Raw genomic sequence first — 26,436 nt, 5'->3', positions numbered from 1 at the left:
CTCCACGTGACCGGTAGCAACGGAATTGTGATCGTCGGTGGCGGTCTGGCCGCCGCCCGTACCGCCGAGCAACTTCGCCGATCGGAGTACGCCGGCCGCGTCACGATCGTCAGCGACGAGGTGCACGTGCCCTACGACCGCCCGCCGCTGTCAAAAGAGGTGCTGCGCAAAGAGGTCGACGACGTGGCCCTCAAACCCCGCGAGTGGTACGACGAGAACGACATCACCCTGCGACTGGGTGCGGCTGCCACCAGCCTGGACACCGAGGCGCAGACGGTGACGCTGGCCGACGGGTCCGTGATCGGCTACGACGAACTCGTCATCGCGACCGGCTTGGTGCCGCGACGCATCCCGACGCTGCCGGACCTGGAGGGCATCCGGGTGCTGCGCACCTTCGACGAAAGCATGGCGCTGCGCGAGCACGCGTCCGCCGCGCAGCGCGCCGTCGTCATCGGCGCCGGCTTCATCGGCTGCGAGGTGGCGGCCAGCCTGCGCAGCCTCGGGGTGGACGTGGTGTTGGTCGAGCCGCAGCCGACGCCGCTGGCGTCGGTGCTCGGCGAGCGGATCGGCGAGCTGGTCGCGCGCCTGCACCGCGAGGAAGGGGTCGACGTCCGCCTAGGTGTCGGCGTGGCCGAGGTGCGCGGGGACGGGCGGGTGGACACCGTGGTGCTGTCCGACGGCAGCGAGCTGGCGGCCGACCTGGTGGTCATCGGCATCGGGTCACACCCGGCGACCGACTGGCTCGAGGGCAGCGGCATCGAGGTCGACAACGGCGTGCTCTGCGACGAGGCCGGACGGACCAGCGCGCCGAACGTGTGGGCGCTCGGTGACGTCGCCTCGTGGCGTGACGCGACGGGACACCAGGCGCGCGTGGAACATTGGAGCAACGTCGCCGACCAGACCCGCGTCGTGGTGCCCGCGATGCTGGGGCAGGACGTGTCGTCGGCCGTGGTGGTCCCGTACTTCTGGAGCGACCAATACGACGTCAAGATCCAGTGCCTCGGAGAGCCCGAAGCCACCGACACCGTCCACCTCGTCGAAGACGACGGCCGCAAGTTCCTGGCCTACTACGAGCGTGACGGGGTGCTGGTCGGGGTGGTCGGCGGCGGGATGCCCGGCAAGGTCATGAAGGTCCGCGGCAAGATCGCCGCCGGCGCGCCCATTTCGGACATGCTGGGCTGACTACCTGGCCGCGCCTACCGCCAGTGCACCGGCGGGCCGTGCGGATGGGATTCGCCGAGAATCTCGAGTTCGCCGCCCGGCCAGCGACGCGCTCGTATGAGGAATCGGATCGGTGAGTCGGGCCGGTCGCGCGCCGGCTCCAGGGTCAGGTGGACCAACGGCGATTGCTCATCCGCCTGCGCGCCCAGGGCGCGAACCCGGGCGCGGACCGTGTCCCGCTCCTCGTCGGACAGGTACTGCCAGGTGATCGAATGCCACAGCACCGTCAGCGCGCCCGCGGCCAGCGTCAGGCCGGCGACCGCGTCGGCCGCCGTCTGGCGGTGCAGCCGGGCCGGCACCTCCCGGGCGACCTCGATGGCGCCGCGCAGCCGTTCGAGCCGGGCCGTCTGGTCGGGCCAGACGTAGCTCAACACGGTGAGCGCCCCGTCGGCTCCGCTGACGTCGATGGGGGCGATGTCATAGCCGTGCCGCTCGACGATCCGCACCTCGCCGTGGGGCGGCAGTGCGCCGCGCCACGCGTCCTCGATGGTGACCGGCGAATCGTGCGGTCCCCACTGGCCGCCGGCGAATCGGTAACGGTAATGATCCGCGCGCAGGTTCAGGCCCGCACTCGAGCCGATATCGAAAAGCCTTACCGGCAAGTCGGATTCGTGATTGACATGCAACAGGCCACCGATCAGCGCGGCGGATCGCCCGACCTCGTTCGTCTGTGGCGGTTGCCGCAACGCCGCCCGCAGCGCCTCGGCGTGGTCGGCCGCGGCGTCCTCGATTTCGGGCCACGCCGACTCGGCGTCCCAGCTGCCCCCGGTGCTGGGATACCACCGGCGCAATCGCGGTGCCCGGCCGTCGAGCACCAACCGGTGCAGCCCGCCGAATAGCCGCAGCGGCACCGCGAGGCGCGCGGGGTCGTCCTCGTGCCCGGACAGGATGGCCGCGAAGACGCCGCCGGCCGCGACGTCACTGGCCACCAGCTCGAAAAGCTCGCCGTACATCGGTGAGCCCGAACGGGCGCAGAACCGGCCCTGCGCGCGCAGGGTCTCCAGCAGGTGGTCGCCGGTCACCGATCCAGCCTGTCCAGGCCGGCGCGAACAACGTCGAACGCGTTGCCCAGTGCGGTCGGCAGCGGAACGGACTCGTCGCCGAGCCAGTGCTCGTAGGCGCTCAATGCCACTCCGAGCATGGTCCAGGCGGCGGTCTGGGGCAGCAGGTCGGTCGTCTTGCAGTCCAACCGGCGGGCCACGAAGCCGGCGATCACCTCGCGCCAGCCGGCGTACATCGTCATCGAATAGGCCTGTAGTTCAGCGGTTTGCAGGATGACCCGCATGCGCTGGCGGTGCCGCGCGGTCTCGGACTCGTCAAAGGTGTTGAACGCCAAGAGCGCATCGCGCAGCGCCTGGCCCAGCGGAACCTGCGGATGGACGTTGTCGAGTAGGTCGCGCAGGTGCGCGAGGTGGGTATCGAAGTCGCCCCACGGGATGGCGTTCTTGGACGCGTAATAGCGGAACAGCGTTCGCCGCGAGATGCCGGCCGCCTGCGCGACGTCATCGACGCTGACGTCGGCGAAACCGCGGGCGCTGAACAGCTCGATGGCGACGTCGGTGATGTGGTGCGGCGTTGTCGAGCGGCGACGGCCCACCCGCGGCTGCGGCACCATGACACCCGCCCTTCCATTTCGGCACTCGATGCCATATTCTGACGAAGCTTGTGACTCGATCCCCATCGTTGTCAAGAACCGACGAAAGGCAATGACCCGTGGACCACGAAACCGAGACCGAGACCCAGCTCGTCACCGAGACCCTGGTCGAAGAGGTGTCCATCGACGGCATGTGCGGGGTGTACTGACGCGCGTGTTCGACCCTGACCGCGGCTGGCGGTTGCACCCGCAAGTGGCGGTTCGACCGGAACCGTTCGGGGCGCTGCTCTACCACTTCGGCACCCGCAAGCTGTCCTTTCTGAAAAACCGCACCATTCTCACGGTGGTGCGGTCGCTGGCCGACCATCCCGACGTTCATTCCGCCTGCCGCGCGGCGGGCGTGGACGACTCGGGTGAGGCGCCGTACTTGCACGCGCTGGGTGTGTTGGCCGATTCGAAGATGTTGGTACCCCAGGAGGTTCCATGACAGCCACCGTGCCGCGGCTCATCGAGCAGTTCGAGAGCGGACTGGACGCGCCGATCTGCCTGACGTGGGAGCTGACGTACGCCTGCAACCTGGCATGCGTGCACTGCCTTTCGTCCTCGGGCAAGCGGGATCCGCGGGAGCTGTCGACCCGGCAGTGCATGGACATCATCGACGAGCTGGAACGCATGCAGGTGTTCTACGTCAACATCGGCGGCGGGGAGCCCACCGTGCGCCCGGACTTCTGGGAGCTGGTGGACTACGCGACCGCACACCACGTGGGGGTGAAGTTCTCCACCAACGGGGTGCGCATCACCGAAGAGGTCGCCGCCCGGTTGGCCGCCAGCGATTACGTCGATGTCCAGATTTCACTCGACGGCGCCACCGCGGAGGTCAATGACGCGGTCCGCGGTCCGGGGTCCTTCGCCATGGCCGTGCGCGCGCTGGAGAACCTGGCCGCTGCGGGGTTTGCGGACGCAAAGATCTCCGTCGTCGTCACCCGGCACAACGTCGACCAGCTCGACGAATTCGCCGCGCTGGCAAGCCGTTACGGTGCCACCCTGCGGATCACCCGGTTACGTCCCTCGGGGCGGGGCGCGGACGTCTGGGAGGACCTGCACCCCACCGCGGCCCAGCAGGTCCAGCTCTACGACTGGCTGGTGGCCAAGGGTGAACGGGTGCTCACCGGTGACTCCTTCTTCCACCTGTCGCCGCTGGGTTCGTCCGGCGCGTTGGCTGGCCTGAACATGTGCGGCGCCGGCCGGGTGGTGTGCCTGATCGACCCGGTGGGTGACGTGTACGCATGCCCGTTCGCCATCCACGACCGCTTCCTGGCCGGAAACGTGTTGACAGACAACGGATTCGACAATGTCTGGAAGAACGCACCGCTGTTCCGTGAGCTGCGTGAACCGCAGTCCGCCGGCGCTTGCGGCAGCTGCGGGCACTACGACGCCTGCCGGGGCGGTTGCATGGCGGCCAAGTTCTTCACCGGCCTGCCGATGGATGGGCCGGATCCCGAGTGCGTCCAGGGGCACAGCGCGTCGGCACTGGCCCGCCGGCGTGAGACGCCGCGCCCCAGGGCCGACCATTCTCACGGGCGACGGGTTCGCCAGCCGGTGCCCCTGACGCTGTCCGTGCGACCACCCGACGTGCCACCCGCGCGCCTCTGCAACGAAAGTCCCCTATAGCCATGGCCGACCAATGGTTCGAAACCGTAGCCATCGCCCAGCAACGCGCGAAGCGGCGGCTACCGAAATCCGTTTACTCGGCCCTGGTCGCGGGCAGTGAAAAGGGAATCACCGTCTCCAACAACGTCGAGGCGTTCAGCGAACTCGGGTTCGCGCCCCATGTCGTCGGCGCGCCCGAAAAGCGCGACCAATCGACCACCGTTATGGGACAAGACATTTCGATGCCGGTGCTGATTTCGCCAACCGGTGTCCAGGCGGTCGATCCCGACGGCGAGGTCGCCGTTGCGCGGGCCGCGGCGGCGCGGGGGACGGCGATGGGCCTGTCCTCTTTCGCCAGCAAGCCGATCGAGGAAGTCATCGCCGCAAACCCCAAGGTCTTCTTCCAGGTGTACTGGCTGGGCGGGCGCGACGCGATCGCCGAGCGGGTGGAGCGCGCGCGCCAGGCCGGCGCGGTCGGTTTGATCGTCACCACCGACTGGTCGTTCTCACACGGTCGCGACTGGGGTAGTCCCAAGATCCCCGAGGAGATGAACCTGCGAACCATCCTGCGGCAGTCTCCGGAGGCGGTCTTCAAGCCCCGCTGGCTGTGGAAGTACGGCAAGACTCTGCGGCCGCCGGACCTGCGGGTGCCCAACCAGGGGCGCCGCGGTGAGCCCGGGCCGCCCTTCTTCGCGGCCTACGGGGAATGGATGGGTACGCCGCCCCCGACGTGGGAAGACATCGCCTGGCTACGTGAACTGTGGGGCGGTCCGTTCATGCTCAAGGGTGTGATGCGCGTCGATGACGCGAAAAGGGCTGTGGATGCCGGGGTTTCGGCGATTTCGGTGTCGAACCACGGCGGCAACAACCTGGACGGCACGCCGGCGTCGATCCGCGCCCTGCCCGCGGTGGCCGCCGCGGTCGGCGACCAGGTCGAGGTGCTGCTCGACGGCGGCATCCGCCGCGGCAGCGACGTCGTGAAGGCCGTGGCGCTCGGGGCGCGCGCGGTGATGATCGGCCGCGCGTACCTGTGGGGCCTGGCCGCTGCCGGCCAGGCGGGCGTCGAGAACGTACTCGACATCCTGAGCGGGGGCATCGACTCGGCGCTGATGGGTCTGGGCCACGCCAGCGTCCACGACCTCGGACCGGACGACATCCTGGTGCCGCCCGGCTTCGCCCGGGCGCTGGGTGTGCCGTCCACCGGGAACGCCTGACCAGCTAAATGCCGATATCCCGGGCAGATTTGTCCGGAATGACGGCGGCCCGCAAATCGTGGTACACACGGGGTACCCGTGACGAACGAGCACAATTTTCGAACGTTCGATGAACCAGGCAGAAAAAAATCGTTTTCGCGGGACAACAACCGGTGCACGCCAGGTGAATTCGTCCTACCATCACCGAGTGCCCGTACTAGGCGAATTGGCAGTGGCAACGTCAAGCCAGCTATCGGGCACCTCGCCGTCGATAATGATCCCGCTGGGGTCGACCGAACAGCACGGTCCGCACCTGCCGTTGGATACCGACACCCGGATCGCAACCGCGGTCGCCCGCGGCGCCCGGGCCGGTCTCGAGGCGCGCCTCGAGCGCGACTGGTGCGTGGCGCCGGCCATCGCCTACGGCGCCAGCGGCGAGCACCAGAGTTTCGCCGGAACGATCTCCATCGGTACCGAAGCCCTGACGATGCTGCTGGTGGAGTACGGCCGGTCGGCCGCGAGCTGGGCCCGGCGCCTTGTCTTCGTCAACGGCCACGGCGGCAACGTCGCCGCGCTGACCGCCGCGGTAGCGCGGCTGCGGGTCGAGGGCCGCGACGCCGGCTGGTGCCCATGCCTGGCCACCGGTGGCGACGCCCACGCCGGGCACACCGAAACCTCGCTGTTGCTGCACATCTCGCCCGGCGACGTGCGGACCGACCGGTGGCTCACCGGCAACCCGGCGCCGCTGCCCGAATTGCTCCCGTCGATGCGCCGCGGGGGAGTCGCGGCGGTCAGCCCCGTGGGTGTGTTGGGAGACCCGACCACCGCGACCGCCGCCGAGGGCCAGCGCATCCTCGCCGAGATGGTCGACGGCTGTGTCCGCCGAGTGGCCCGGTGGTCACCCGGGCGCGACGGGATGCTGACATGAGCCCGTCCCGGCTGCCCGACGGCTTCGCCGTCCAGGTCGATCGCCGGGTGCGGGTGCTCGGCGATGGCTCCGCGCTGCTCGGCGGTTCGCCGACCCGGCTGCTCAAGCTGGCGCCGGCCGCCCAGGACCTGCTGTGCGACGGCCGGCTGAAGGTGCGCGACGACATCAGCGCGCAGTTGGCCCGCACGCTGCTGGACGCCACGGTGGCGCATCCGCGGCCGGCCGGCGGCCCGTCGCACCGCGACGTGACCGTGGTAATTCCGGTGCGGGACAACCTGTCCGGAGTGCGGCGCCTGGTGAGTTCGCTGCGCGGTCTGCGGGTCATCGTGGTGGACGACGGGTCGTTCCCGCCGATCGAGCCGGAAGATTTCGTCGGCGCGCACTGCGACGTCGAAGTGTTGCGGCACTCCCGCAGCAGGGGACCGGCAGCGGCTCGCAACACCGGGCTGGCCGCCTGCACCACCGACTACGTCGCATTCCTGGATTCCGATGTCGCCCCACGGCGCGGGTGGCTGGAGGCGCTGCTCGGGCATTTCTGCGACCCCACCGTGGCCCTGGCCGCGCCGCGCATCGTCGGTTTGTCGCACAGTGAGAACGTGGTGGCGCGTTACGAGGCGGTGCACTCGTCGCTCGACCTCGGCGAGCGCGAAGCGCCGGTGCTACCCCACAGCACGGTGTCCTACGTGCCCAGCGCCGCGATCATCTGTCGCTGCTCCGCCCTCCGCGGTGTCGGCGGGTTCGACGAGACCCTGCAATCCGGCGAGGACGTCGACCTGTGCTGGCGGCTCATCGAAGCCGGCGCCCGGCTGCGCTACGAGCCCATCGCGCTGGTCGCCCACGACCACCGCACGGAACTGCGGGATTGGCTCGCGCGCAAGGCGTTTTACGGCGGTTCGGCGGCCCCGCTCTCGGTGCGCCACCCGGACAAGACGGCGCCGGTGGTGATCTCCGGCTGGGCGCTGATGACCTGGATCCTGATGGCGTTCGGGACCAGCCTGTCCCGGCTGGCGTCCGTCGTCCTCGCCGTCCTGACCGGTCGCCGGATCGCCAGGGCGATGCGCGGCGCCGAGACGTCGATCACCGACGTGGTGGTGATCGCGGCCCGCGGCCTGTCGTCGGCGGCGCTGCAGCTGGCGTCGGCCCTGTGCCGCCACTACTGGCCGCTGGCACTGGTCGCCGCCACGCTGTCGAGACATTTCCGACGTGTCGTGCTGGTCGCGGCGATCATGGACGGCGTGGTGGACTGGCTGCGCCGCCGGGACGCCATCGGTGACGACGCCGAGCCGATCGGCCTGCTGACCTATCTGCTGCTCAAGCGCGTCGACGACCTGGCGTACGGCCTCGGGCTGTGGTGGGGCGTGCTGCGGGAGCGCAACCTGCGCGCGCTGAAACCCCAGATTCGCAGCTAGCCGCCACCTTGACCCGCCGTTGAGTAAGGCCGCCCCGCACAGCGATGTGCTGATCGTCGGTGCCGGCAGTGCTGGATCGGTTGTTGCCGAACGTCTTTCCGCCGATCCCGGCTGCGCGGTGACCCTCCTCGAGGCGGGGCCGGCCCTCGATGATCCGGGATTGCTCGCTCAAACCGCCAACGGGTTGCAGCTGCCGATCGGGGCCGGCAGTCCACTGGTGCGGCGCTATCAGACCAGCCTGACCGATCGACCCGTGCGCCGGCATCCGATCGTGCGTGGGGCGACGGTCGGCGGTTCGGGTGCGATCAACGGCGGCTACTTCTGTCGGGGACTGCCGCGCGACTTCGACCGCCTGTCGCTACCCGGCTGGGCCTGGCCCGATGTCCTCGACAGCTTCCGCGCCATCGAGACCGACCTCGATTTCAGCGGTCCGGCCCATGGCGGCAGCGGCCCCATCCGGGTGCGTCGCACCCACGAAATGACCGGGACCACCGAGCGTTTCATCGCTGCCGCGCAGCGCGCCGGGTTCGACTGGATCGATGATCTCAATGACGCTGGGCCCGAGCCGGTTTCGGGGATGGGCGCCGTCCCGCTCAACATCGTCGACGGCGTGCGTACCGGATCGGGCGCGGGATTCCTGTTGCCGGCCCTGGGCCGGCCGAATCTGACATTGCACGCGCGGACACGCGCGGCGCGGTTGCGGTTCACCGGCACCGCGGCCGTGGGTGTCGACGCGATCGGCCCGCACGGCCGCATCGCCATGACCGCCGACCGGATCGTGTTGTGCGCCGGTGCCATTCAGACGGCGCAGCTGCTCATGCTCTCCGGCATCGGGGCTGAGGACGGGCTGCGGGCCGTCGGCGTCCCCGTGGTGATTCCACTTCCGGTGGGGACGTCGTTCAGTGATCACCCCGAGTGGGTGTTGCCCACCGACTGGACGGTTGCCCCCGGCCGGCCGGTGCTCGAGGTCGTGCTCAGCACCGCCGATGACGTGGAGATCAGGCCTTACACGGGCGGATTCGTCGCGATGACCGGGGACGGCACCGCCGGACACGCCGACTGGCCGCACATCGGGGTGGCGCTCATGCAGCCGAGGGCGCGCGGGCGCATCACGCTGGCGTCGGCGGATCCCGACGTGGCCCCCCGAATAGAGCATCGTTACGACAGCGAGCCCGACGACGTCGCGGCGCTGCGCCGCGGGGCCGCCGTAGCCCGGGAATTGGCCGGTACCGCAACGTATGTCGGCGCTCCGGTATGGTCCACCTCGCAACATCTATGCGGCACAGCGCCGATGGGTCCCGATACCGACCCGCGGGCCGTCGTCGATCATCGCTGCCGGGTGCACGGGATCGACAACCTGTGGGTGATCGACGGCTCGATCTTGCCCACCATCACCAGCCGTGGGCCGCACGCCACCATCGTGATGCTCGGGCACCGGGCCGCGGGATTCGTTCAGTGATGGCGGCGAGACAGCATCCCGCGTACCGGCCTGAGCTGCCGGCCGTCGCGCCCGGGCGCCCAAACCGCGATCAGCACGGCGGCGAGGGCGACGATCACCGCCATCGTGATGGTTGACGCGTGCAACGCCGCCAGGAACGCGGTCTTGCTGATGTCCGCCAGCGGGCGACCCCCTGGTCCCATCCTGCCCGCCACCTCGACGGCCTTGGCCAACGAATCGGTGGCCGGTCCGCGAACGGGCTCAGGAAAGCCCGCCAACTTCGGGGCGAGCTCGTGCGAATAGCGGCCGGCCAGAATCGAACCCGCCACCGCGATCCCCAACGCGCCGCCCATCTCGCGGGACGTATCGTTCACCGCGGAGGCGACGCCCTGCTTCTCGTCGGGCACCGCTCCCATGATCGCCGACGTCGTCGGTGCCGTGCAGATTCCGATGCCGGTGGCCAATATCAGTGTCGGCCAGGCGAATTCAAGATAAGACGCGTGCAGGTTCAGCCGATACATGCACGCGAAGCCGACCGCCATCAGCAGCGTGCCGATGAACAGCACCAGCCGCAGACCCAGCTTGGGCACGTACCAGAACGACAGCGCCGAGAAAATGCCCAGCGGCACCATGAACGGGCCGAAGGCGATTGCCGTCGCCAGAGCCGAGTAGCCCATGATCTGTTGCACGTATTGCATGCCGATGTAGAAGAACCCGAACGTCGCGCCGAACAGGATGACGATCGCGGCGACGCCCGTGGCGAAATTCGGGTCGGCGAACAACCGGACGTCGAGCAGGGGTTGCCTGGTGCGCCGCGCGAGGCGCAGCTCGACGACACCGAACGCCGCGGCGAGCGCCGCACCCGTGACGAGCCCGGCCCAAACCGGCGGGTCGCCCCATCCGCGGGTCGGCGCCTCGAGGATCGCGGCCACGGCGATCGCGACCGCCGCTCCGATCAGGACCGCGCCCAGCGAATCGATCCGGGGGGCGCCGCTGTCGCGTGACGAGGCGACGGTGCAGGCCAGCGCGAAGATCACCAGCCCGGCGGCCCCCAGGGACCAGAAGATCGCGTGCCAGTCCCAAGAGCGGAGCAGCAGGCCGGAACCAATCATGCCCAGCACGCCGCCGGATCCCGCCGTCCCGGCCCAGATCCCGACCGCCTTGGTGCGGTCGTCTTTGGGATAGGCCACGGTCAGCAGCGACAGCGTCGCCGGCATCACGAATGCGGCGCCGATCCCGGCGACCGCGCGGCCGGCGATGATCTGCGCCGGGCTGTGCAGCATCGCCGGCGCCATCGAGCCGACCGAGAAGACCACCAGGCCGATCAGTAGGGCACCGCGCCTGCCATAGCGATCGCCGATCGCGCCCGCGGGCAACAGCAGGCACGCCAGGGCCACGGTGTATCCGTCGACGATCCAGTTCAGCTGCGACTGCGTGGCCGAGGTGGCCACCGCGAGGTCTCCCAGCGCGGTGTTCAACGCCGTCATCGACGCGACGACAAGTGCGACACCCATGCAGGCGACGGCCAGCGTCCAGTTTCGCGCTCGGGGGCTACCGCCGATGCTGACTGCATCAGTACGCTGGTCAGGCCGGACCAGGGTTTCGACCATGTGATGCGCCTCCTCACGGTGGCGTTGGGAAGTTTCGAGACCATTCGAGACCAACAGTCTTGTAGGTAGACCGATAGTCTCGTTTCCAAACAGGAGGTGGGTCACAATTACTGGCGGTACTACCGATCCCCGTCCAGCACGCTCGCGGGCCCGCTTGCTCGAGGCCGCCGCGGCGTTGCTGCGTTCCGGGGGTCCCAGCGCGGTGACCGTCGACGCGGTCACCCGTACCGCCAACGTAGCGAGAGCCACGCTGTATCGCCACTTCCCGAGCGGAAACGATTTGCTGGCAGCGGCTTTCAACAGCCTGATCCCGCCGTCGCCCACACCCCCGGCCGAGGGTTCGCTGCGGGATCGCCTGGTGGCTGTGGTGCTGGCCCAGGCCGAGTCGGTGGCCCAGGCGCCCGCGGTCATGACGGCCATGTCGTGGTTGGCCCTGGGCAGGGACCTGGACGAGTTGCCGGAACCCCGCGACAGTCAAGCCACCGACAGCGCGGCGATCACCACACTGCGTGAGCGCATCGCCCAGCAGTACGCGGCGCCGTTCGACGCCATCTTCGACAGCCCGGAGGCCGCCGAGCTGGGCGAGGTGGACCGGTCCCGGGCCATCGCCATGCTGATCGGCCCCCTGGTCCTGGGGCGCCTGTCCACGCTTCCCGACTTCGATTACCGCGAGTGCGCGCTCGCCGCGGTCGACGGTTTCCTCTATGTTCAACGCGCACACAACCGGGCCGGCGCGGCGAGCGTCGAACCGGCGGGTGCCTGAGGCCCCAAACAAGCAGGTCGAAGGCCCTGGCCCGGGATTTGGCCAAACCCATGTTCTAGGGCATACTGTTCAGGTTGCCTTGGGCCAGGTTCACGCCTGGTCGGGGCATACGACGAGCGCCCAAACGGGCGCGTCGGTCCCATCCTTGGAGCGCGACAATTCAGCCGCGGTCCAGGCTGCGTGAGGGTGACACACCCGACCGCGGGGGCCGGTGGACCACGACAGGTAAACAGCGGCGCAGTATCCGGCGCGACGCTCGATCGGCCCGGGATTGACCCGGGCTCGATCAGCGCGCTGGGAGCACCAGGTCCGGACACGGATTTTTGTAAGTGGAGTGAGGGTAGGAGAAGCGTGGCGGGACAGAAGATCCGCATCAGGCTCAAGGCCTACGACCATGAGGCCATCGACGCATCGGCGCGCAAAATCGTCGAGACCGTCGTCCGCACGGGTGCCAGTGTCGTAGGTCCGGTGCCGCTGCCGACTGAGAAGAATGTGTATTGCGTCATCCGCTCTCCGCATAAGTACAAGGACTCGCGGGAGCACTTCGAGATGCGTACTCACAAGCGGTTGATCGACATCCTCGACCCGACGCCGAAGACCGTCGACGCGCTGATGCGCATCGACCTTCCGGCCAGTGTCGACGTCAACATCCAGTAGGAGATCCAGAACTCATGGCAAGAAAAGGCATTCTGGGTACCAAGCTGGGCATGACGCAGGTGTTCGACGAGAACAACCGGGTCGTCCCGGTGACGGTGGTCAAGGCGGGGCCCAACGTGGTCACCCGTATCCGCACACCCGAGCGTGACGGTTACAGCGCCGTGCAGCTGGCCTACGGCGAAATCAGCCCTCGCAAGGTGAACAAGCCGGTGACCGGTCAGTACAGCGCCGCGGGCGTGAACCCGCGCCGGCACCTCGCCGAGTTGCGGCTGGAAGACGAGGCCGCGACAAGCGAATACGAAGTCGGCCAGGAGCTGACGGCGGAGATCTTCGCCGACGGCGCCTTTGTCGACGTGACCGGTACCTCCAAGGGCAAGGGCTTCGCCGGCACCATGAAGCGCCACGGTTTTCGCGGCCAGGGCGCCAGCCACGGTGCCCAGGCGGTGCACCGTCGGCCGGGTTCCATCGGTGGCTGCGCCACTCCCGCGCGCGTCTTCAAGGGCACGCGGATGGCCGGCCGGATGGGTAACGACCGGGTGACCGTGCAGAACCTGGTGGTGCACAAGGTTGATGCCGAGAACGGCGTGCTGTTGATCAAGGGTGCGGTCCCCGGCCGCACCGGTGGACTCGTGGTGGTCCGCAGCGCGATCAAACGAGGTGAGAAGTAATGGCGGCACAAAGCCAGACACTCAGGATTGACGTCAAGACGCCGGACGGCAAGGTCGAGGGCTCCGTCGAGTTGCCGGCCGAATTGTTCGACGCCCCGGCCAATATCGCGCTGATGCACCAGGTGGTCACCGCGCAGCGGGCGGCGGCGCGGCAGGGCACGCACTCGACCAAGACCCGTGGCGATGTCAGCGGCGGTGGGCGGAAGCCCTACCGGCAGAAGGGAACCGGTCGTGCCCGTCAGGGTTCGACGCGGGCCCCGCAGTTCACCGGCGGTGGCGTCGTGCACGGCCCCAAGCCGCGCGACTACAGCCAGCGCACCCCCAAGAAGATGATCGTCGCGGCGTTGCGCGGCGCGTTGTCGGACCGGGCACGCAACGGGCGCATCCATGCGGTCACCGAGCTGGTGTCGGGTCAGACCCCGTCGACCAAGAACGCCAAGGCGTTTCTGGGCACGCTGACCGACCGCAAGAAGGTGCTGATCGTGATCGGCCGCAGCGACGAGGCCGGCGCCAAGAGCGTGCGCAACCTGCCCGGTGTGCACATCCTGACGCCCGACCAGCTCAACACCTATGACGTGCTGCGCTCCGACGACGTGGTGTTCAGCGTGGAGGCGCTCAACGCCTACATCGCAGGCAACACGGCGAGCACCGAGGAGGTTTCGGCCTGATGGCGACCATCACCGACCCCCGCGACATCATCCTGGCCCCGGTCATCTCGGAAAAGTCCTACGGGCTCCTGGATGAGAACGTGTACACCTTTGTGGTGCACCCCGATTCGAACAAGACGCAGATCAAGATCGCCATCGAGAAGATCTTCTCCGTCAAGGTCGCATCGGTGAACACCGCGAACCGGCAGGGCAAGCGCAAGCGCACCAGGACGGGATACGGCAAGCGCAAGGGCACCAAGCGGGCCATCGTCACGCTGGCGCCGGGTAGCAAGCCGATTGACCTGTTCGGGGCCCCGGCCTAGCCGCGCGCGAGAGAAAGACCTGATTAGACATGGCAATTCGTAAGTACAAGCCGACGAGCCCCGGCCGCCGCGGCTCCAGCGTGTCCGACTTCGCCGAGGTCACCCGGTCGGAGCCGGAGAAGACGTTGGTGCGCCCGCTGCACGGTCACGGTGGCCGTAACGCACACGGCCGGATCACCACCCGGCACAAGGGTGGCGGCCACAAGCGCGCCTACCGGGTGATTGACTTCCGTCGCAACGACAAGGACGGCGTCAACGCCAAGGTCGCGCACATCGAGTACGACCCCAACCGGACCGCCAACATCGCGCTGCTGCACTACCTCGACGGCGAGAAGCGTTACATCATCGCGCCGCAGGGCCTTTCGCAGGGCGACGTGGTGGAGTCGGGCGCGAACGCCGACATCAAGCCGGGCAACAACCTGCCGCTGCGCAATATCCCGGCCGGTACCGTGATCCACGCCGTGGAGCTGCGACCGGGCGGTGGCGCCAAGCTGGCGCGGTCCGCCGGCTCGAGCATCCAGCTGCTCGGTAAGGAGGGCACCTACGCGTCGCTGCGTATGCCCAGCGGTGAGATCCGCCGCGTCGACGTGCGCTGCCGCGCCACGGTCGGCCAGGTGGGCAACGCCGAGCAGGCAAACATCAACTGGGGCAAGGCCGGCCGGATGCGGTGGAAGGGCAAGCGCCCTTCGGTCCGTGGTGTGGTCATGAACCCGGTCGACCACCCGCACGGTGGTGGTGAGGGTAAGACCTCCGGTGGTCGCCACCCGGTGAGCCCGTGGGGCAAGCCGGAGGGCCGCACCCGCCACCCGAACAAGGCCAGCAACAAACTCATCGTCCGGCGCCGGCGCACCGGCAAGAAGCACGGTCGCTAGGAAGCTCAGGAGTAGCACATGCCACGCAGCCTCAAGAAGGGCCCGTTCGTCGACGACCACCTCCTCAAGAAGGTGGACGTCCAGAACGAGAAGAACACCAAGCAGGTCATCAAGACCTGGTCTCGGCGTTCGACGATCATTCCGGACTTCATCGGTCACACCTTCGCCGTCCACGACGGACGCAAGCACGTCCCGGTGTTCGTCACCGAGGCGATGGTCGGTCACAAGCTTGGTGAATTCGCGCCGACGCGCACCTTCAAGGGGCACATCAAGGACGACCGGAAGGCCAAACGGCGATGACCATAACTGAATTCCCGTCGGCGGTCGCCAAAGCGCGGTTCGTGCGGGTGTCACCGACGAAGGCGCGCCGGGTGATCGACCTGGTGCGCGGCCGGTCGGTGGCCGACGCGCTGGACATCCTGCGCTGGGCGCCGCAGGCCGCCAGTGAGCCGGTGGCCAAGGTGATCGCCAGCGCCGCGGCGAACGCGCAGAACAACAACGGGCTGGACCCGGCCACCCTGGTGGTCGCCACCGTGTACGCCGACGAGGGCCCGACCGCCAAGCGCATCCGCCCCCGCGCCCAGGGTCGCGCGTTCCGGATCCGCAAGCGCACCAGCCACATCACGGTCGTGGTGGAGAGCCGGCCGGTCAAGGACCAGCGTTCGGCGAAGTCGACGAGGGCCCGCCGCGCCGAGGCCAGCAAGGCCGCCGCAAAGGCACCCGCCAAGAAAGCGGCGGCCAAGAAGGCGCCGGCGAAGAAGGCACCTGCCAAGAAAGCCGCGGCGAAGTCCGCTCCGGCCAAGAAAACTACGTCTGAGACTTCTGAGGCGAAGGGAGGCTCAGACTAGTGGGCCAGAAGATCAATCCGCACGGCTTCCGGCTGGGCATCACAACGGACTGGAAGTCCCGCTGGTACGCCGACAAGCAGTACTCGGACTACGTCAAGGAAGACGTCGCGATCCGCCGGCTGCTGTCCACCGGGCTGGAGCGCGCCGGCATCGCCGACGTGGAGATCGAGCGCACCCGCGACCGGGTGCGGGTCGACATCCACACCGCGCGCCCCGGCATCGTCATCGGCCGCCGCGGCACCGAGGCCGACCGCATCCGTGCGGACCTGGAAAAGCTGACCGGCAAGCAGGTTCAGCTCAACATCCTCGAAGTCAGGAACCCCGAGTCGCAGGCGCAACTGGTGGCCCAGGGCGTCGCCGAGCAGCTGAGCAACCGCGTGGCGTTCCGCCGCGCCATGCGTAAGGCCATTCAGTCGGCGATGCGTCAGCCCAACGTCAAGGGCATCCGGGTGCAGTGCTCGGGTCGCCTCGGCGGCGCGGAGATGAGCCGGTCGGAGTTCTACCGCGAGGGCCGGGTGCCGCTGCACACGCTGCGCGCCGACATCGACTACGGCCTCTACGAGGCCAAGACCACCTTCGGCCGGATCGGTGTGAAGGTGTGGATCTACAAGGGCGATATCGTCGGTGGGAAGCGCGAATTGGCCGTGGCGGCTCCGGCAGGCGCCGATCGTCCGCGCCGCGAGCGTCCGTCGGGTACGCGTCCCCGGCGCAGCGGTGCGTCGGGCACCACGGCGACCAGCACCGAGGCCGGCCGCGCCGCCGCGGGCGCCGAAGAAGCCGCTGCAGCTGAGACCGCGGCTGCAGCTGAGACCGCGCCCGCTGAAGAACCGCAGAGCACGGAGAGCTGAATCATGTTGATTCCCCGCAGGGTTAAACACCGTAAGCAGCACCACCCCCGCCAGCGCGGCATCGCCAGCGGCGGCACGGCGGTGAACTTCGGTGACTACGGCATCCAGGCCCTGGAGCACGCCTACGTCACCAACCGGCAGATCGAGTCCGCGCGTATCGCCATCAACCGCCACATCAAGCGTGGCGGCAAGGTGTGGATCAACGTCTTCCCGGACCGCCCGCTGACCAAGAAGCCCGCCGAAACCCGGATGGGTTCTGGTAAGGGCTCGCCGGAATGGTGGGTGGTCAACGTCAAGCCGGGCCGCGTGCTGTTCGAGCTGAGCTACCCCAACGAGCAGGTGGCTCGGGCGGCACTGACCCGCGCAATCCACAAGTTGCCGATCAAGGCACGCATCGTGACTCGAGAGGATCAGTTCTGATGGCAGTGGGAATTTCGCCTGGCGAACTGCGTGAGCTCACCGACGAGGAGCTGGCGGAGCGTCTGCGCGAATCCAAGGAGGAGCTGTTCAACCTGCGTTTCCAGATGGCGACCGGGCAGCTCAACAACAACCGCCGGCTGCGCACGGTGCGTCAGGAGATCGCGCGCGTCTACACCGTGCTGCGCGAACGAGAACTGGGCCTGGCTTCCGGGCCCGACGGTAAGGAATCGTGATGGCAGAAGCGAAGAAGGCGGCTCCGAAGGCGGCCGCGAAGGACGCCGGCTCGAAAGAGAAGGGCGCCAAGCACACTCCGGCCAATCCGAAGGTGCGCGGCCGGCGCAAGGTGCGCATCGGTTACGTGGTGAGTGACAAGATGCAGAAGACCATCGTGGTCGAGCTGGAAGACCGCGTGCGTCACCCGCTGTACGGCAAGATCATCCGTACCACCAAGAAGGTGAAGGCGCACGACGAGAACAGCACCGCAGGCATCGGCGACCGCGTCTCGCTGATGGAGACGCGTCCGACGTCGGCGACCAAACGGTGGCGGCTCGTCGAAATTCTCGAGAAGGCCAAGTAGCCCCAAAGCGACATCGAAACGCCCGAGACCTGGTGGTCTCGGGCGTTTTGCATTGCCGAGCGTAACGCCAGCGCGAAAAAAGATCGGAATGTTCGCGGTCGCGTTACGCTCGGCGCATGTCCACTGACTCGCGAGACTTTCAAGGCAAGATCGAGCTGGATATCCGGGATTCCGAGCCCGACTGGGGCCCGTACGCCGCGCCGACCGCACCGGAGAACTCGCCCAACATCTTGTACCTGGTCTGGGACGACACCGGCATTGCGACGTGGGACTGTTTCGGCGGCCTGGTCGAGATGCCCGCCATGACCCGCATCGCCGAGCGCGGTGTGCGGCTGTCGCAATTCCACACCACCGCGCTGTGCTCGCCGACCCGGGCGTCGTTGCTCACCGGGCGCAACGCCACCACGGTGGGCATGGCCACCATCGAAGAGTTCACCGACGCGTTCCCCAATGCCAACGGTCGCATCCCGTTCGACACCGCTCTGCTCTCCGAAGTGCTAGCCGAGCGCGGCTACAACACGTACTGCATCGGCAAGTGGCACCTGACGCCGCTCGAAGAATCCAATCTGGCTTCCACGAAACGACATTGGCCGACGTCGCGCGGCTTCGAGCGGTTCTACGGTTTCTTGGGCGGCGAGACCGACCAGTGGTATCCCGACCTGGTGTACGACAACCATCCGGTCAACCCGCCCGGCACACCGGAAGACGGCTATCACCTATCGAAGGACATCGCCGACAGGACCATCGAATTCATCCGCGACGCCAAGGTCATCGCACCGGACAAGCCGTGGTTCAGCTACGTGTGCCCGGGCGCCGGGCACGCGCCGCACCACGTCTTCAAAGAATGGGCCGACCGCTACGCCGGCCGCTTCGACATGGGCTACGAGGCCTACCGCGAGGTCGTGCTGGAAAAGCAGAAGTCGATGGGCATCGTGCCGCCGGACACCGAACTGTCGCCGGTCAATCCGTATGCGGATGTCACCGGCCCGAACGGCGAGCCGTGGCCCCTGCAGGACACCGTGCGGCCTTGGGACTCGCTGAGCGACGAAGAGAAGAAGCTGTTCTCCCGGATGGCCGAGGTGTTCGCCGGTTTCCTGAGCTACACCGACGCCCAAATCGGACGGATCCTGGACTATTTGGCGGAATCCGGTCAACTGGACAACACCCTGATCGTGGTGATCTCCGACAACGGCGCCAGCGGGGAGGGCGGCCCGAACGGCTCGGTGAACGAGGGCAAGTTCTTCAACGGCTACATCGACACCGTCGAAGAGAGCATGAAGCTGTTCGACCACCTCGGCGGCCCACAGACCTACAACCATTACCCCATCGGCTGGGCGATGGCCTTCAACACCCCGTACAAGCTGTACAAGCGGTACGCGTCGCACGAGGGCGGCATCGCCGACACGGCGATCATCTCGTGGCCCAATGGTGTTGCCGCACACGGGGAAATCCGCGACAACTACGTCAACGTCTGCGACATCACGCCCACGGTCTACGACCTGCTGGGCATGACACCGCCCGACACCGTCCGGGGCATCCCGCAGAAGCCGCTCGACGGCGTAAGTTTCAAAGCGGCCCTTGCCGATCCGACCGCCGACACCGGGAAGCAGACCCAGTTCTACTCCATGCTCGGCACCCGCGGGATATGGCATCAGGGCTGGTTCGCCAACGCCGTCCATCCGGCCACGCCGGCCGGGTGGTCGCACTTCGACGCCGACCGCTGGGAGCTGTTCCACATCGAGGCCGACCGCAGCCAGTGCCACGACCTGGCCGCCGAGCACGCGGACAAACTCGAAGAACTCAAGGCGCTGTGGTTCTCCGAAGCCGACAAGTACAACGGGCTGCCGCTCTCGGACCTGAACATCCTGGAGACGATGGCGCGGTTCCGCCCGTACCTCGTCGGCGAACGGGCCAGCTATATCTACTATCCCGACTGCGCGGACGTGGGCAGCGGCGCCGCCGCGGAGATCCGCGGCCGGTCGTTCTCGGTGCTGGCCGAGGTGACCGTGGATACCACCGGCGCGGAAGGCGTGGTGTTCAAGCAGGGCGGCGCCCACGGCGGGCACGTGCTGTTCATCCAGGACGGACGCCTGCATTACGTCTACAACTTCCTGGGCGAGCGGCAGCAGACGGTCTCCTCATCGGGCGCGGTGCCGCTGGGCAGGCATCTGCTCGGCGTGAGTTATTCGCGGACCGGAACCGTGCCGAACAGCCACACGCCGCTCGGCGACGTCACGTTGTTCATCGACGACGAAGTGGTCGGCACGCTCGCGGATGTGCAAACCCATCCCGGAACGTTCGGGATCGCGGGCGCCGGTATCACCGTCGGGCGCAACGGCGGCTCGGGAGTGTGCAGTCGCTACAAGGCGCCGTTCTTGTTCACCGGGGGCACTATCGCGCAGGTCACCGTCGACATGTCCGGCCGCCCCTATGTAGACGTGGAAGCTGAAATTGCGCTTGCCTTTTCGCGCGACTGAAGTTCTGGCGCTGTGCTTGTTGACGGTCTCGGCGGTGGGGTGCGAGAAGACCACCGCCGGCACCGCCATGGGTGGGACCGCCTCGTCGACGACCTCGACCACGCGACTGCCCGACCCGGCCGAGCCGGTGCCGGGCGTCGAAGCCACGCTGCCCGACCACATTCCGCCCAATGCCCTGGCGTGTTTTCCGCCGCCGCCCGCCAGCGGCTCCATGACCAAAGCGTCGGTGGCGGATCCGGTGGCACCCGTGCTCACGCTCCCGCTGCCGGACGGCTGGAGTTCGACCCCCGGCACCGGTGACGTCGCATTGACGTCGGCCGGCCCGGACGGAATGTCGGTGCGGGTGACCATCACCCGCACGAACCTCGATCCCGGCGGGGCATTCTTGCGCTACGCCGCCGAGTTGCGAACGGCGAGGCCGGGAGTCAAAGTCACCGTGACGGCCGCCCAGTTCTGCGGCTACAGCAGCCAGCTGCTCACTGGTACCGGCGGGGGGTCCGGAGCAAACGACTTCGCCGACCGCATCGCTCACGTCTGGACGAACACCCAGGCCTATCTGGTGGTCGTCCATCTGGAGGGGCCCGGCAAAGCGCCCGGTTTCGACGCGGCTAAATCTACGGTAATGCAGCAATTCGCCGTCATGATCCCCTGAAAATTGTCGTTGCCCCTGCTAGCATCTGGCCCGTGATGCCTCAATGACCGCCGGGACTCCGGCGCCTCCCGCGCCGCCGACGCCCGCAGCCCACCGGGGCCGGCAAATCGCGATAGCCTTCGGGATCGTCGTGGCCCTCATCGTCATCTACGTCCTGTCGCTGATCGCCGTGCACCTGCTGGCAAAGTCGGCGCCGGCGCTTCCCTCGGTAGACCTGAGCAAGGTGGAGGCCGACGACAGCGTCGTTCAGGTACGCCTGGAGAAGCTGGATACCGTGGCGAACCGCCTGACGGTCAATGTGACCGTCTATCCCAAGGATTCGTTGTACGACAAGAACTTCGGGGTGCTGACCACCGACGCGGCGGTGCGGCTGTATCCCGACAATGACCTCGGCGACCTGCAGTATCCGGTAGGGAAAGCCCCGGCGCAGGTGAGCACGACGATCCGGGCGCAGGGCGACCCCGCCAACTGGCCGTTCGACACCTACAAGACCGAGGTGATCGCGGCCGACGTGTTCACCGGTACCGGCGCAAGCCGCGAAAAGGTACCCGCCCGCGTCGAGGCGACCGGAAAGCTGGACGGCTGGGACGTCACCGTCACCCGCGTCCACGACCCCGAAGACGCCAACCCCGATGTGCAGGATGACCTGATCATCACGTTGCAAAGGTCCAAGGGCGCACTGATCTTCGACGTCGGCATCTGCCTGGTCCTCATCGCGCTGCCGGTGCTGGCGTTGTGGGTGGCCATTCCGATGGCCTTGGGCCGGACCACATTCTTGCCGCCATTGGGAACGTGGTTCGCGGCGCTGCTGTTCGCCGTCGTCCCGCTGCGCAACTTCCTCCCCGGTTCCCCACCGCCGGGTTCGTGGATCGACCAAGCCGTCGTGCTGTGGGTGTTGATCGGGCTGGTCACCGCGATGTCCCTGTTCATCGTCGCCTGGTGGCGATCCCGCGAGAAGAAGCCTCCGAAGAAGGCCTGACACCTACTCCGGATTCGGTGCTTCCACCGAGCTGATCGCGTCGACGGCGCTCGAGACCCTGGCCTGGAAATTGGGCGACAGCGGGATGTAGCCGCTCTTCGCCAGCTCCACCTGACCCGGTCCGATCGCGGCCTGCAGGAACGCCTTGACCGCCTTGGCCACGTCCAGCGTGGGGTACTTGGAGCAGACGATCTCGTAGGTGGCCAAGACGATCGGGTAGACGTCGGGCTGGGCTGGGTTGTAGAACGACGAGATGTCGAGCACCAAGTCATTGCCGCTGCCGATGATCCTGGCGCCGGCGATGGTCTTGCCGACGGTGTCGGTGCCGATGCGCACCGGCCGCAAGGACCGGCGGCTCGCCGGGGTTTTGATGTCGGCGGCGTAAAGCCCTTGCTGCAGCGCGAAAGACAGCTCGTTGTAACTGATCGCGCCCTCGGTGGATTTGACCAGTGCCGCAGTGCCGTTGTTGCCCGTGGCGCCGGTGCCGACGCCGCCGTTGAACGCCTTGCCCGTGCCCTTGGTCCAGGCCCCGCCGGCCGCGGCCTGCAGGTAGGACTGGAAGTTGTCGGTGGTCCCGGACGCGTCGCTGCGGTAGATGACGCGAATCTCTTCGGCGGGCATCGATGCGTTGAGCGCGGTGAGGGCCGGGTCATCCCAGCGCGTGACGGTGCCGTCGAAAATCTTGGCTATCGTCGACGCGTCGAGCACCAAAGAGTCGACCGAGCCGAGGTTGTAGGTGATGGCCAGCGGACCGAACACCACGGGCAGGTTCCAGGCGTCGGCACCGCCGCAGCGTTGTTTGGCTGCGGCATACTGGTTTCCGGACAATGGCGTGTCCGATCCGCCGAAATCCGTTTTGCCGGACAGAAAGTCGCTGATCCCGGCGCCCGATCCGTTGGCGGTGTAGTTGAGGGTCTGCCCGGCGCAGACTTTCCCGTAGGCGGCGACGAATTTCGTCATCGCGTTGGCTTGTGCGGTCGAGCCGCTGGCCGTCAAAGCCGGCTTGCCGCCGCAGTCCACCTTGGCGCCGGCGGCGTACGCCAGGGTCGGGTGCGGGTCGGTGCTGCATGCTGAGACCGCCACTGCCGCCGCAGCGAGCAGGCTGATGGCGGCCGCCGGTGGGTTGCGCTTCACGTTGATTGCCTCCCGCAGGCGATGTTTGGTGCGCATGGTCCCGTCAAACCACGATGGCGCCGGGCCTCGGCGTGTCACGCCGTTTCGGCACCCGTCACATTTACCGCCGTCGAATTAACAGGCAAACCAACAACCGATGAACGGGTCATCGATTCGAACTGCGCAACAGGGTGGTTAGTCCGGGTGCGCTACCGCGACCGCCCGCTGCGGACCGGCTCGCCAAAACCAGCCCGGGGTTTTCGCTGCGGGGCGAACGGACGTCCGGCCGGTCGGCGGAAATTGCCTCTTTATTAAGAAATTTCGATGTCGCCTCGCGGAGGGTACGTGTTCGCTACCATCTCTCCTCGTGTGCCCAACGCGGAGCTTCCCCACCGTCCCACCGAGGTTTGACAGATGACCCATCACTCGCCTCCCGCACCGCCGCCTCCGACGCCCTCGGAACAGCCACTCGCAACTCCGCCGACTCGGCGGGGACGGCGCGTTGCAGTCGGCGTGGGCATCGTCGTGGCTTTTCTCATCGTCTACGGGCTTTCGCTCTTTGGCGTCCACTTTCTGGCCAAATCGGCAGGGCCACTCAAGCCGCCCGACCTGAATGCGACCAACGACACCGTTGTGTTGGTGCGCCTCGAGAAGCTGGATGCCGTCGCCAATCGCCTTACCGTGAAAGTCCTTGTGATACCCGAGGATTCGATGTTCGACAAGCGCCTCGATGTGCTCAAGACCGACACGGCGGTGCGGATGGACCCGGCGAACGACCTGGGCGACCTGCAATACCCGGCGGGCAAGTCGCCGGCGCAGGTTGCCACAACAATCGAGGCGCACGGCGATCCCAATAACTGGCCGTTCGACTCCTACAGCACCGACACCATGTCGGCCGAGGTGCTCGTCGGGCAGGGCGATGCCCGCCAATACATCCCCGCCCGTTTGGAAGTGACCGGGGCGTTAGACGGCTGGGACGTCAGCGTCAAGCGCGTCGGCGAAGCCAGCCAGGAGTCGGACCGCCCCGATAACGTGATCATCACGTTGCACAGAGCCAAGGGCCCGCTGATCTTCGACTTGGGGATCTGCCTGGTACTTTTCGCCCTACCCACCCTGGCGTTTGCCGTGGCCATCCAAATTGCCTTGGGCAGAAGGAAGTTCGTGCCGCCGTTCGTGACCTGGTTCGCCGCCATGCTGTTCGCCGTCATTCCGATACGTAACTTTCTTCCCGGCTCGCCACCGCCGGGTGCGTGGATCGACCAAGCCCTGGTGATCTGGGTCCTGATAGCGCTCGTCGGGGCCATGGGCCTCTACATGGTCACTTGGTACCGACAATCGGATTGACGCGCTTCGCAAACGGTCGTCATACCCTTAAGTGGTGCTCACCGAACTGGTCGACCTACCGGGCGGATCGTTTCGCATGGGGTCGACCAGCTTTTATCCCGAAGAGGCGCCGATCCACACCGTGACCCTTCCCGCGTTCGCGGTGGAGCGGCATCCGGTGACCAACGCGCAGTTCGCCGAATTCGTCTCCGCCACAGGCTATGTGACGGTCGCCGAACAGCCGATCGACCCGGCGCTTTACCCGGGCGCGGACCCGGCAGACTTCTGCCCGGGCGCCATGGTTTTCCGCCCGACGCCGGGCCCGGTCGACCTGCGTGACTGGCGGCAATGGTGGCACTGGGTGCCGGGCGCCAGCTGGCGACATCCATTCGGGCCCAACAGCGATCTCACCGACCGGGCCGATCACCCGGTGGTGCAGGTGGCCTACCCCGACGCCGCCGCCTACGCGCGCTGGGCGGGCCGACGGCTGCCGACCGAGGCCGAGTGGGAGTATGCGGCCCGCGGCGGAAGCGCCGCGACGTACTCGTGGGGTGACGAGCCGAACCCCGACGGTCGGCTGATGGCCAACACCTGGCAGGGCCGGTTCCCGTACCGCAACGACGGCGCGCTGGGCTGGGTGGGCACTTCGCCGGTGGGCACGTTTCCCCCCAACGGGTTCGGCCTGCTCGACATGATCGGCAACGTCTGGGAGTGGACCGCCACAAAGTTCTCCGCACACCACCGCCTCGATGAGCCGCCGAAGGCCTGTTGCGCGCCTTCGGGGCCCGCCGATCCAACCGTCAGCCAGACGCTAAAGGGCGGCTCGCACCTGTGCGCGCCCGAATACTGCCACCGGTATCGTCCGGCCGCGCGGTCACCGCAGTCACAGGACACCGCGACCACCCACATCGGGTTCCGCTGTGTCGCGCAGCAAACAGGGCCCGTTTCCGGCGGCGCCACCCAGGGCTGAAGCGACGAGTGGGTTACCGCCGCGTGGACGGCGGGTGACGGGGTCTTCGTCGGCGCGCACGGTATGTGCGAGTTCGCTAGCATCTGACCACGTGTGGCCCTCGACGAGCCCCGAATCACCAGTGGGCTACCCGTGACCGCCGAGGCTCCTGCGGCGCCGGCCCGCCGCCCCCATCGGACGCACCGGAACCGTCTGCGCCGCCGGCCGGCAAACATATGGCGAAGCGGCCGCGCATCGTGATCGGCGTGGCCGTCCTGGCGGTCGTCGTCACGGCCTACATGCTGTCCCTGTTCGGGGTGCACTGGCTCGAAAGGTCCGAGGGGCCGCTCCCTCCACTGGACCTGAGCCAGGGCGGGGGCGACGCCACCATCGTGCAGCTGCAGGTCGAGGAGTTGAAGCCGGTCGCTAAGCACCTCGCGGTGAATGTGCTTGTCTATCCAGGCATTTCGGCGTACGACAACCGATTCGACGTGCTGGGCACCGACGTGGCCGTGCGGCTGTATCCGACCAGCGACCTGGGCGACCTGCACTACCCGAAGGGCAAGGCGCCGGCGCAACTCAGTACCACCGTCGAGGCGCACGGCGATCCGGGCAACTGGCCGTTCGATTCCTATCGGACCGAGCCGATCTCCGCCGACGCGTTCGTCGGGTCGGGCGACAACCTGAAAAAGGTGCCCGCGCGCGTCGAGGTGACCGGGGAGCTGGACGGGTGGGACATCACCGTCAACCGCGTCCACGACCCCGGAGCGCTCCCGACACAGCGCGGCACCGACAACGGGAACGTGGTCATCACCTTGAGAAGGGCCAAGGGCCCGCTGATCTTCGACTTGGGCATCTGCCTGGTCCTCATCAGCCTGCCCACCTTGGCGCTGCTGGTCGCCATTCCGATGGCGTTGGGCAGAAGGAAGTTTTTGCCGCCGTTCGCAACCTGGTACGCCGCGAACCTGTTCGCAATCGTCCCGCTGCGGAACATCCTTCCCGGCGCACCACCGCCCGGTTCGTGGATCGACCAAGCCATCGTCCAGTGGGTGCTGATCGCGCTCGTGACGGCGATGAGCTTGTACATCTTTGCCTGGGTCCGGCAAGGGGACTGATCGCCGAACCCCGCGAGCCTCCGAGTTCGGGAGCTGCCCGCGGCGGAGCTATCCACAGTCAGAAAAGCTTGGCCACCTTTTGTCGCCTGTTGCCTCATTTCAAGATGCGCGCGAAGGCGGATTCGTTGCCTCACGTAAACGTGCGCGCTTGTTTGTTGGTGG

General features: G+C 67.6%; 30 protein-coding genes. 26 read left to right on the top strand and 4 right to left on the bottom strand.

Features of this window, described 5'->3' with window-relative positions; translation table 11 throughout:
* Positions 1 to 6 precede the first annotated feature (6 nt).
* Positions 7 to 1,182 (top strand): NAD(P)/FAD-dependent oxidoreductase, encoded by a 1,176-nt coding sequence (locus AWC17_RS27385; RefSeq protein ID WP_046186861.1) that lies wholly within the window; start codon positions 7 to 9, stop codon positions 1,180 to 1,182.
* Positions 1,183 to 1,196: 14 nt separating this feature from the next.
* Here AWC17_RS27385 and AWC17_RS27380 read toward each other — a convergent pair whose 3' ends face one another.
* Positions 1,197 to 2,243, bottom strand: a complete 1,047-nt coding sequence (locus AWC17_RS27380; protein ID WP_047323364.1) for a DUF2332 domain-containing protein — start codon at positions 2,241 to 2,243, stop codon at positions 1,197 to 1,199.
* The gene (gene mftR / locus AWC17_RS27375; RefSeq protein WP_046186818.1) at positions 2,240 to 2,836 is read right to left on the bottom strand and encodes a mycofactocin system transcriptional regulator; all 597 of its coding nucleotides are present in this window, start codon (positions 2,834 to 2,836) and stop codon (positions 2,240 to 2,242) included. Before mftR ends, AWC17_RS27380 begins: the two co-directional genes overlap by 4 nt.
* 98 nt (positions 2,837 to 2,934) lie before the next feature.
* On the opposite strand from mftR, the gene mftA reads away from it, so the two are divergent.
* The 7 genes from mftA (at position 2,935) to mftG (ending at position 9,454) form a co-directional block, all read left to right on the top strand.
* Positions 2,935 to 3,024: a mycofactocin precursor MftA gene (gene mftA / locus AWC17_RS32325; protein WP_046186817.1), complete on the top strand. Its 90-nt coding sequence runs from the start codon at positions 2,935 to 2,937 to the stop codon at positions 3,022 to 3,024.
* 5 nt (positions 3,025 to 3,029) lie between these two features.
* Positions 3,030 to 3,302: a mycofactocin biosynthesis chaperone MftB gene (gene mftB / locus AWC17_RS27370; RefSeq protein WP_231588695.1), complete on the top strand. Its 273-nt coding sequence runs from the start codon at positions 3,030 to 3,032 to the stop codon at positions 3,300 to 3,302.
* On the top strand, positions 3,299 to 4,486 hold the full coding sequence (mftC, locus tag AWC17_RS27365) for a mycofactocin radical SAM maturase (RefSeq protein WP_046186815.1): 1,188 nt from the start codon (positions 3,299 to 3,301) through the stop codon (positions 4,484 to 4,486). Before mftB ends, mftC begins: the two co-directional genes overlap by 4 nt.
* 2 nt (positions 4,487 to 4,488) lie before the next feature.
* A complete protein-coding gene (gene mftD, locus AWC17_RS27360) occupies positions 4,489 to 5,679 on the top strand; it encodes a pre-mycofactocin synthase MftD (RefSeq protein ID WP_047323363.1) in 1,191 nt (396 codons plus the stop codon).
* Positions 5,680 to 5,842: 163 nt separating this feature from the next.
* A complete protein-coding gene (mftE, locus tag AWC17_RS27355) occupies positions 5,843 to 6,586 on the top strand; it encodes a mycofactocin biosynthesis peptidyl-dipeptidase MftE (RefSeq protein ID WP_047323362.1) in 744 nt (247 codons plus the stop codon).
* Entirely contained in the window at positions 6,583 to 7,995 is a 1,413-nt protein-coding gene (gene mftF / locus AWC17_RS27350; RefSeq protein ID WP_046183662.1) for a mycofactocin biosynthesis glycosyltransferase MftF, read from the top strand. The genes mftE and mftF overlap by 4 nt, the downstream gene beginning before the upstream one ends.
* 19 nt (positions 7,996 to 8,014) lie before the next feature.
* Positions 8,015 to 9,454, top strand: coding sequence for a mycofactocin dehydrogenase MftG (gene mftG, locus AWC17_RS27345; RefSeq protein ID WP_046183663.1), 1,440 nt, complete (start codon positions 8,015 to 8,017; stop codon positions 9,452 to 9,454).
* Here the strand turns inward: mftG and AWC17_RS27340 are convergent.
* Complete coding sequence (locus AWC17_RS27340) at positions 9,448 to 11,043, bottom strand: MFS transporter (protein ID WP_046183664.1); 1,596 nt, start codon at positions 11,041 to 11,043, stop codon at positions 9,448 to 9,450. The genes mftG and AWC17_RS27340 overlap by 7 nt on opposite strands.
* Before the next feature lie 154 nt (positions 11,044 to 11,197).
* Between AWC17_RS27340 and AWC17_RS27335 the strand changes: the two genes are divergently transcribed.
* The 15 genes from AWC17_RS27335 to AWC17_RS27265 all read left to right on the top strand — a co-directional run bounded on the left by AWC17_RS27335 (position 11,198) and on the right by AWC17_RS27265 (position 21,774).
* Positions 11,198 to 11,806 (top strand): TetR/AcrR family transcriptional regulator, encoded by a 609-nt coding sequence (locus tag AWC17_RS27335; protein ID WP_082122991.1) that lies wholly within the window; start codon positions 11,198 to 11,200, stop codon positions 11,804 to 11,806.
* A gap of 351 nt (positions 11,807 to 12,157) precedes the next feature.
* Positions 12,158 to 12,463: a 30S ribosomal protein S10 gene (gene rpsJ, locus AWC17_RS27330; protein WP_003873519.1), complete on the top strand. Its 306-nt coding sequence runs from the start codon at positions 12,158 to 12,160 to the stop codon at positions 12,461 to 12,463.
* A 14-nt stretch (positions 12,464 to 12,477) separates the two neighbouring features.
* On the top strand, positions 12,478 to 13,131 hold the full coding sequence (rplC, locus tag AWC17_RS27325; RefSeq protein WP_046183666.1) for a 50S ribosomal protein L3: 654 nt from the start codon (positions 12,478 to 12,480) through the stop codon (positions 13,129 to 13,131).
* Complete coding sequence (gene rplD, locus AWC17_RS27320; protein ID WP_046183667.1) at positions 13,131 to 13,799, top strand: 50S ribosomal protein L4; 669 nt, start codon at positions 13,131 to 13,133, stop codon at positions 13,797 to 13,799. The genes rplC and rplD overlap by 1 nt, the downstream gene beginning before the upstream one ends.
* Positions 13,799 to 14,101 carry a 50S ribosomal protein L23 gene (rplW, locus tag AWC17_RS27315; RefSeq protein ID WP_046183668.1) on the top strand — a complete coding sequence of 101 codons (303 nt, stop codon included), beginning with the start codon at positions 13,799 to 13,801 and terminating at the stop codon, positions 14,099 to 14,101. The genes rplD and rplW overlap by 1 nt, the downstream gene beginning before the upstream one ends.
* Positions 14,102 to 14,130: 29 nt before the next feature.
* Entirely contained in the window at positions 14,131 to 14,973 is an 843-nt protein-coding gene (rplB, locus tag AWC17_RS27310) for a 50S ribosomal protein L2 (RefSeq protein ID WP_046183669.1), read from the top strand.
* 18 nt (positions 14,974 to 14,991) lie between these two features.
* Positions 14,992 to 15,273 (top strand): 30S ribosomal protein S19, encoded by a 282-nt coding sequence (rpsS, locus tag AWC17_RS27305; protein WP_010908582.1) that lies wholly within the window; start codon positions 14,992 to 14,994, stop codon positions 15,271 to 15,273.
* Positions 15,270 to 15,821: a 50S ribosomal protein L22 gene (gene rplV / locus AWC17_RS27300; RefSeq protein WP_046183670.1), complete on the top strand. Its 552-nt coding sequence runs from the start codon at positions 15,270 to 15,272 to the stop codon at positions 15,819 to 15,821. The genes rpsS and rplV overlap by 4 nt, the downstream gene beginning before the upstream one ends.
* Entirely contained in the window at positions 15,821 to 16,669 is an 849-nt protein-coding gene (rpsC, locus tag AWC17_RS27295) for a 30S ribosomal protein S3 (protein WP_046183671.1), read from the top strand. Before rplV ends, rpsC begins: the two co-directional genes overlap by 1 nt.
* 3 nt (positions 16,670 to 16,672) lie before the next feature.
* Positions 16,673 to 17,089: a 50S ribosomal protein L16 gene (rplP, locus tag AWC17_RS27290; RefSeq protein WP_007167840.1), complete on the top strand. Its 417-nt coding sequence runs from the start codon at positions 16,673 to 16,675 to the stop codon at positions 17,087 to 17,089.
* A complete protein-coding gene (rpmC, locus tag AWC17_RS27285) occupies positions 17,089 to 17,322 on the top strand; it encodes a 50S ribosomal protein L29 (protein WP_046183672.1) in 234 nt (77 codons plus the stop codon). Before rplP ends, rpmC begins: the two co-directional genes overlap by 1 nt.
* The gene (gene rpsQ / locus AWC17_RS27280) at positions 17,322 to 17,666 is read left to right on the top strand and encodes a 30S ribosomal protein S17 (RefSeq protein ID WP_046183673.1); all 345 of its coding nucleotides are present in this window, start codon (positions 17,322 to 17,324) and stop codon (positions 17,664 to 17,666) included. The genes rpmC and rpsQ overlap by 1 nt, the downstream gene beginning before the upstream one ends.
* Before the next feature lie 116 nt (positions 17,667 to 17,782).
* On the top strand, positions 17,783 to 20,143 hold the full coding sequence (locus AWC17_RS27275) for an arylsulfatase (RefSeq protein WP_046183674.1): 2,361 nt from the start codon (positions 17,783 to 17,785) through the stop codon (positions 20,141 to 20,143).
* A gap of 34 nt (positions 20,144 to 20,177) precedes the next feature.
* Positions 20,178 to 20,795 (top strand): hypothetical protein, encoded by a 618-nt coding sequence (locus AWC17_RS33160; RefSeq protein WP_231588552.1) that lies wholly within the window; start codon positions 20,178 to 20,180, stop codon positions 20,793 to 20,795.
* A 43-nt stretch (positions 20,796 to 20,838) separates the two neighbouring features.
* Positions 20,839 to 21,774 (top strand): DUF4436 domain-containing protein, encoded by a 936-nt coding sequence (locus AWC17_RS27265; RefSeq protein ID WP_046183675.1) that lies wholly within the window; start codon positions 20,839 to 20,841, stop codon positions 21,772 to 21,774.
* A gap of 3 nt (positions 21,775 to 21,777) precedes the next feature.
* Here the strand turns inward: AWC17_RS27265 and pstS are convergent, their stop codons facing one another.
* Positions 21,778 to 22,908, bottom strand: coding sequence for a phosphate ABC transporter substrate-binding protein PstS (gene pstS / locus AWC17_RS27260; protein ID WP_046183679.1), 1,131 nt, complete (start codon positions 22,906 to 22,908; stop codon positions 21,778 to 21,780).
* A gap of 393 nt (positions 22,909 to 23,301) precedes the next feature.
* On the opposite strand from pstS, the gene AWC17_RS27255 reads away from it, so the two are divergent.
* The 3 genes from AWC17_RS27255 (at position 23,302) to AWC17_RS27245 (ending at position 26,274) form a co-directional block, all read left to right on the top strand.
* Positions 23,302 to 24,231: a DUF4436 domain-containing protein gene (locus tag AWC17_RS27255; RefSeq protein WP_046183676.1), complete on the top strand. Its 930-nt coding sequence runs from the start codon at positions 23,302 to 23,304 to the stop codon at positions 24,229 to 24,231.
* A 34-nt stretch (positions 24,232 to 24,265) separates the two neighbouring features.
* A complete protein-coding gene (locus AWC17_RS27250; protein ID WP_046183680.1) occupies positions 24,266 to 25,180 on the top strand; it encodes a formylglycine-generating enzyme family protein in 915 nt (304 codons plus the stop codon).
* A 215-nt stretch (positions 25,181 to 25,395) separates the two neighbouring features.
* Entirely contained in the window at positions 25,396 to 26,274 is an 879-nt protein-coding gene (locus AWC17_RS27245; protein WP_046183677.1) for a DUF4436 domain-containing protein, read from the top strand.
* Positions 26,275 to 26,436: the final 162 nt, after the last annotated feature.

This window comes from Mycobacterium nebraskense, from assembly GCF_002102255.1.
GTDB lineage: Bacteria > Actinomycetota > Actinomycetes > Mycobacteriales > Mycobacteriaceae > Mycobacterium > Mycobacterium nebraskense.
This window is presented reverse-complemented; position numbering and strand designations above follow the sequence as displayed.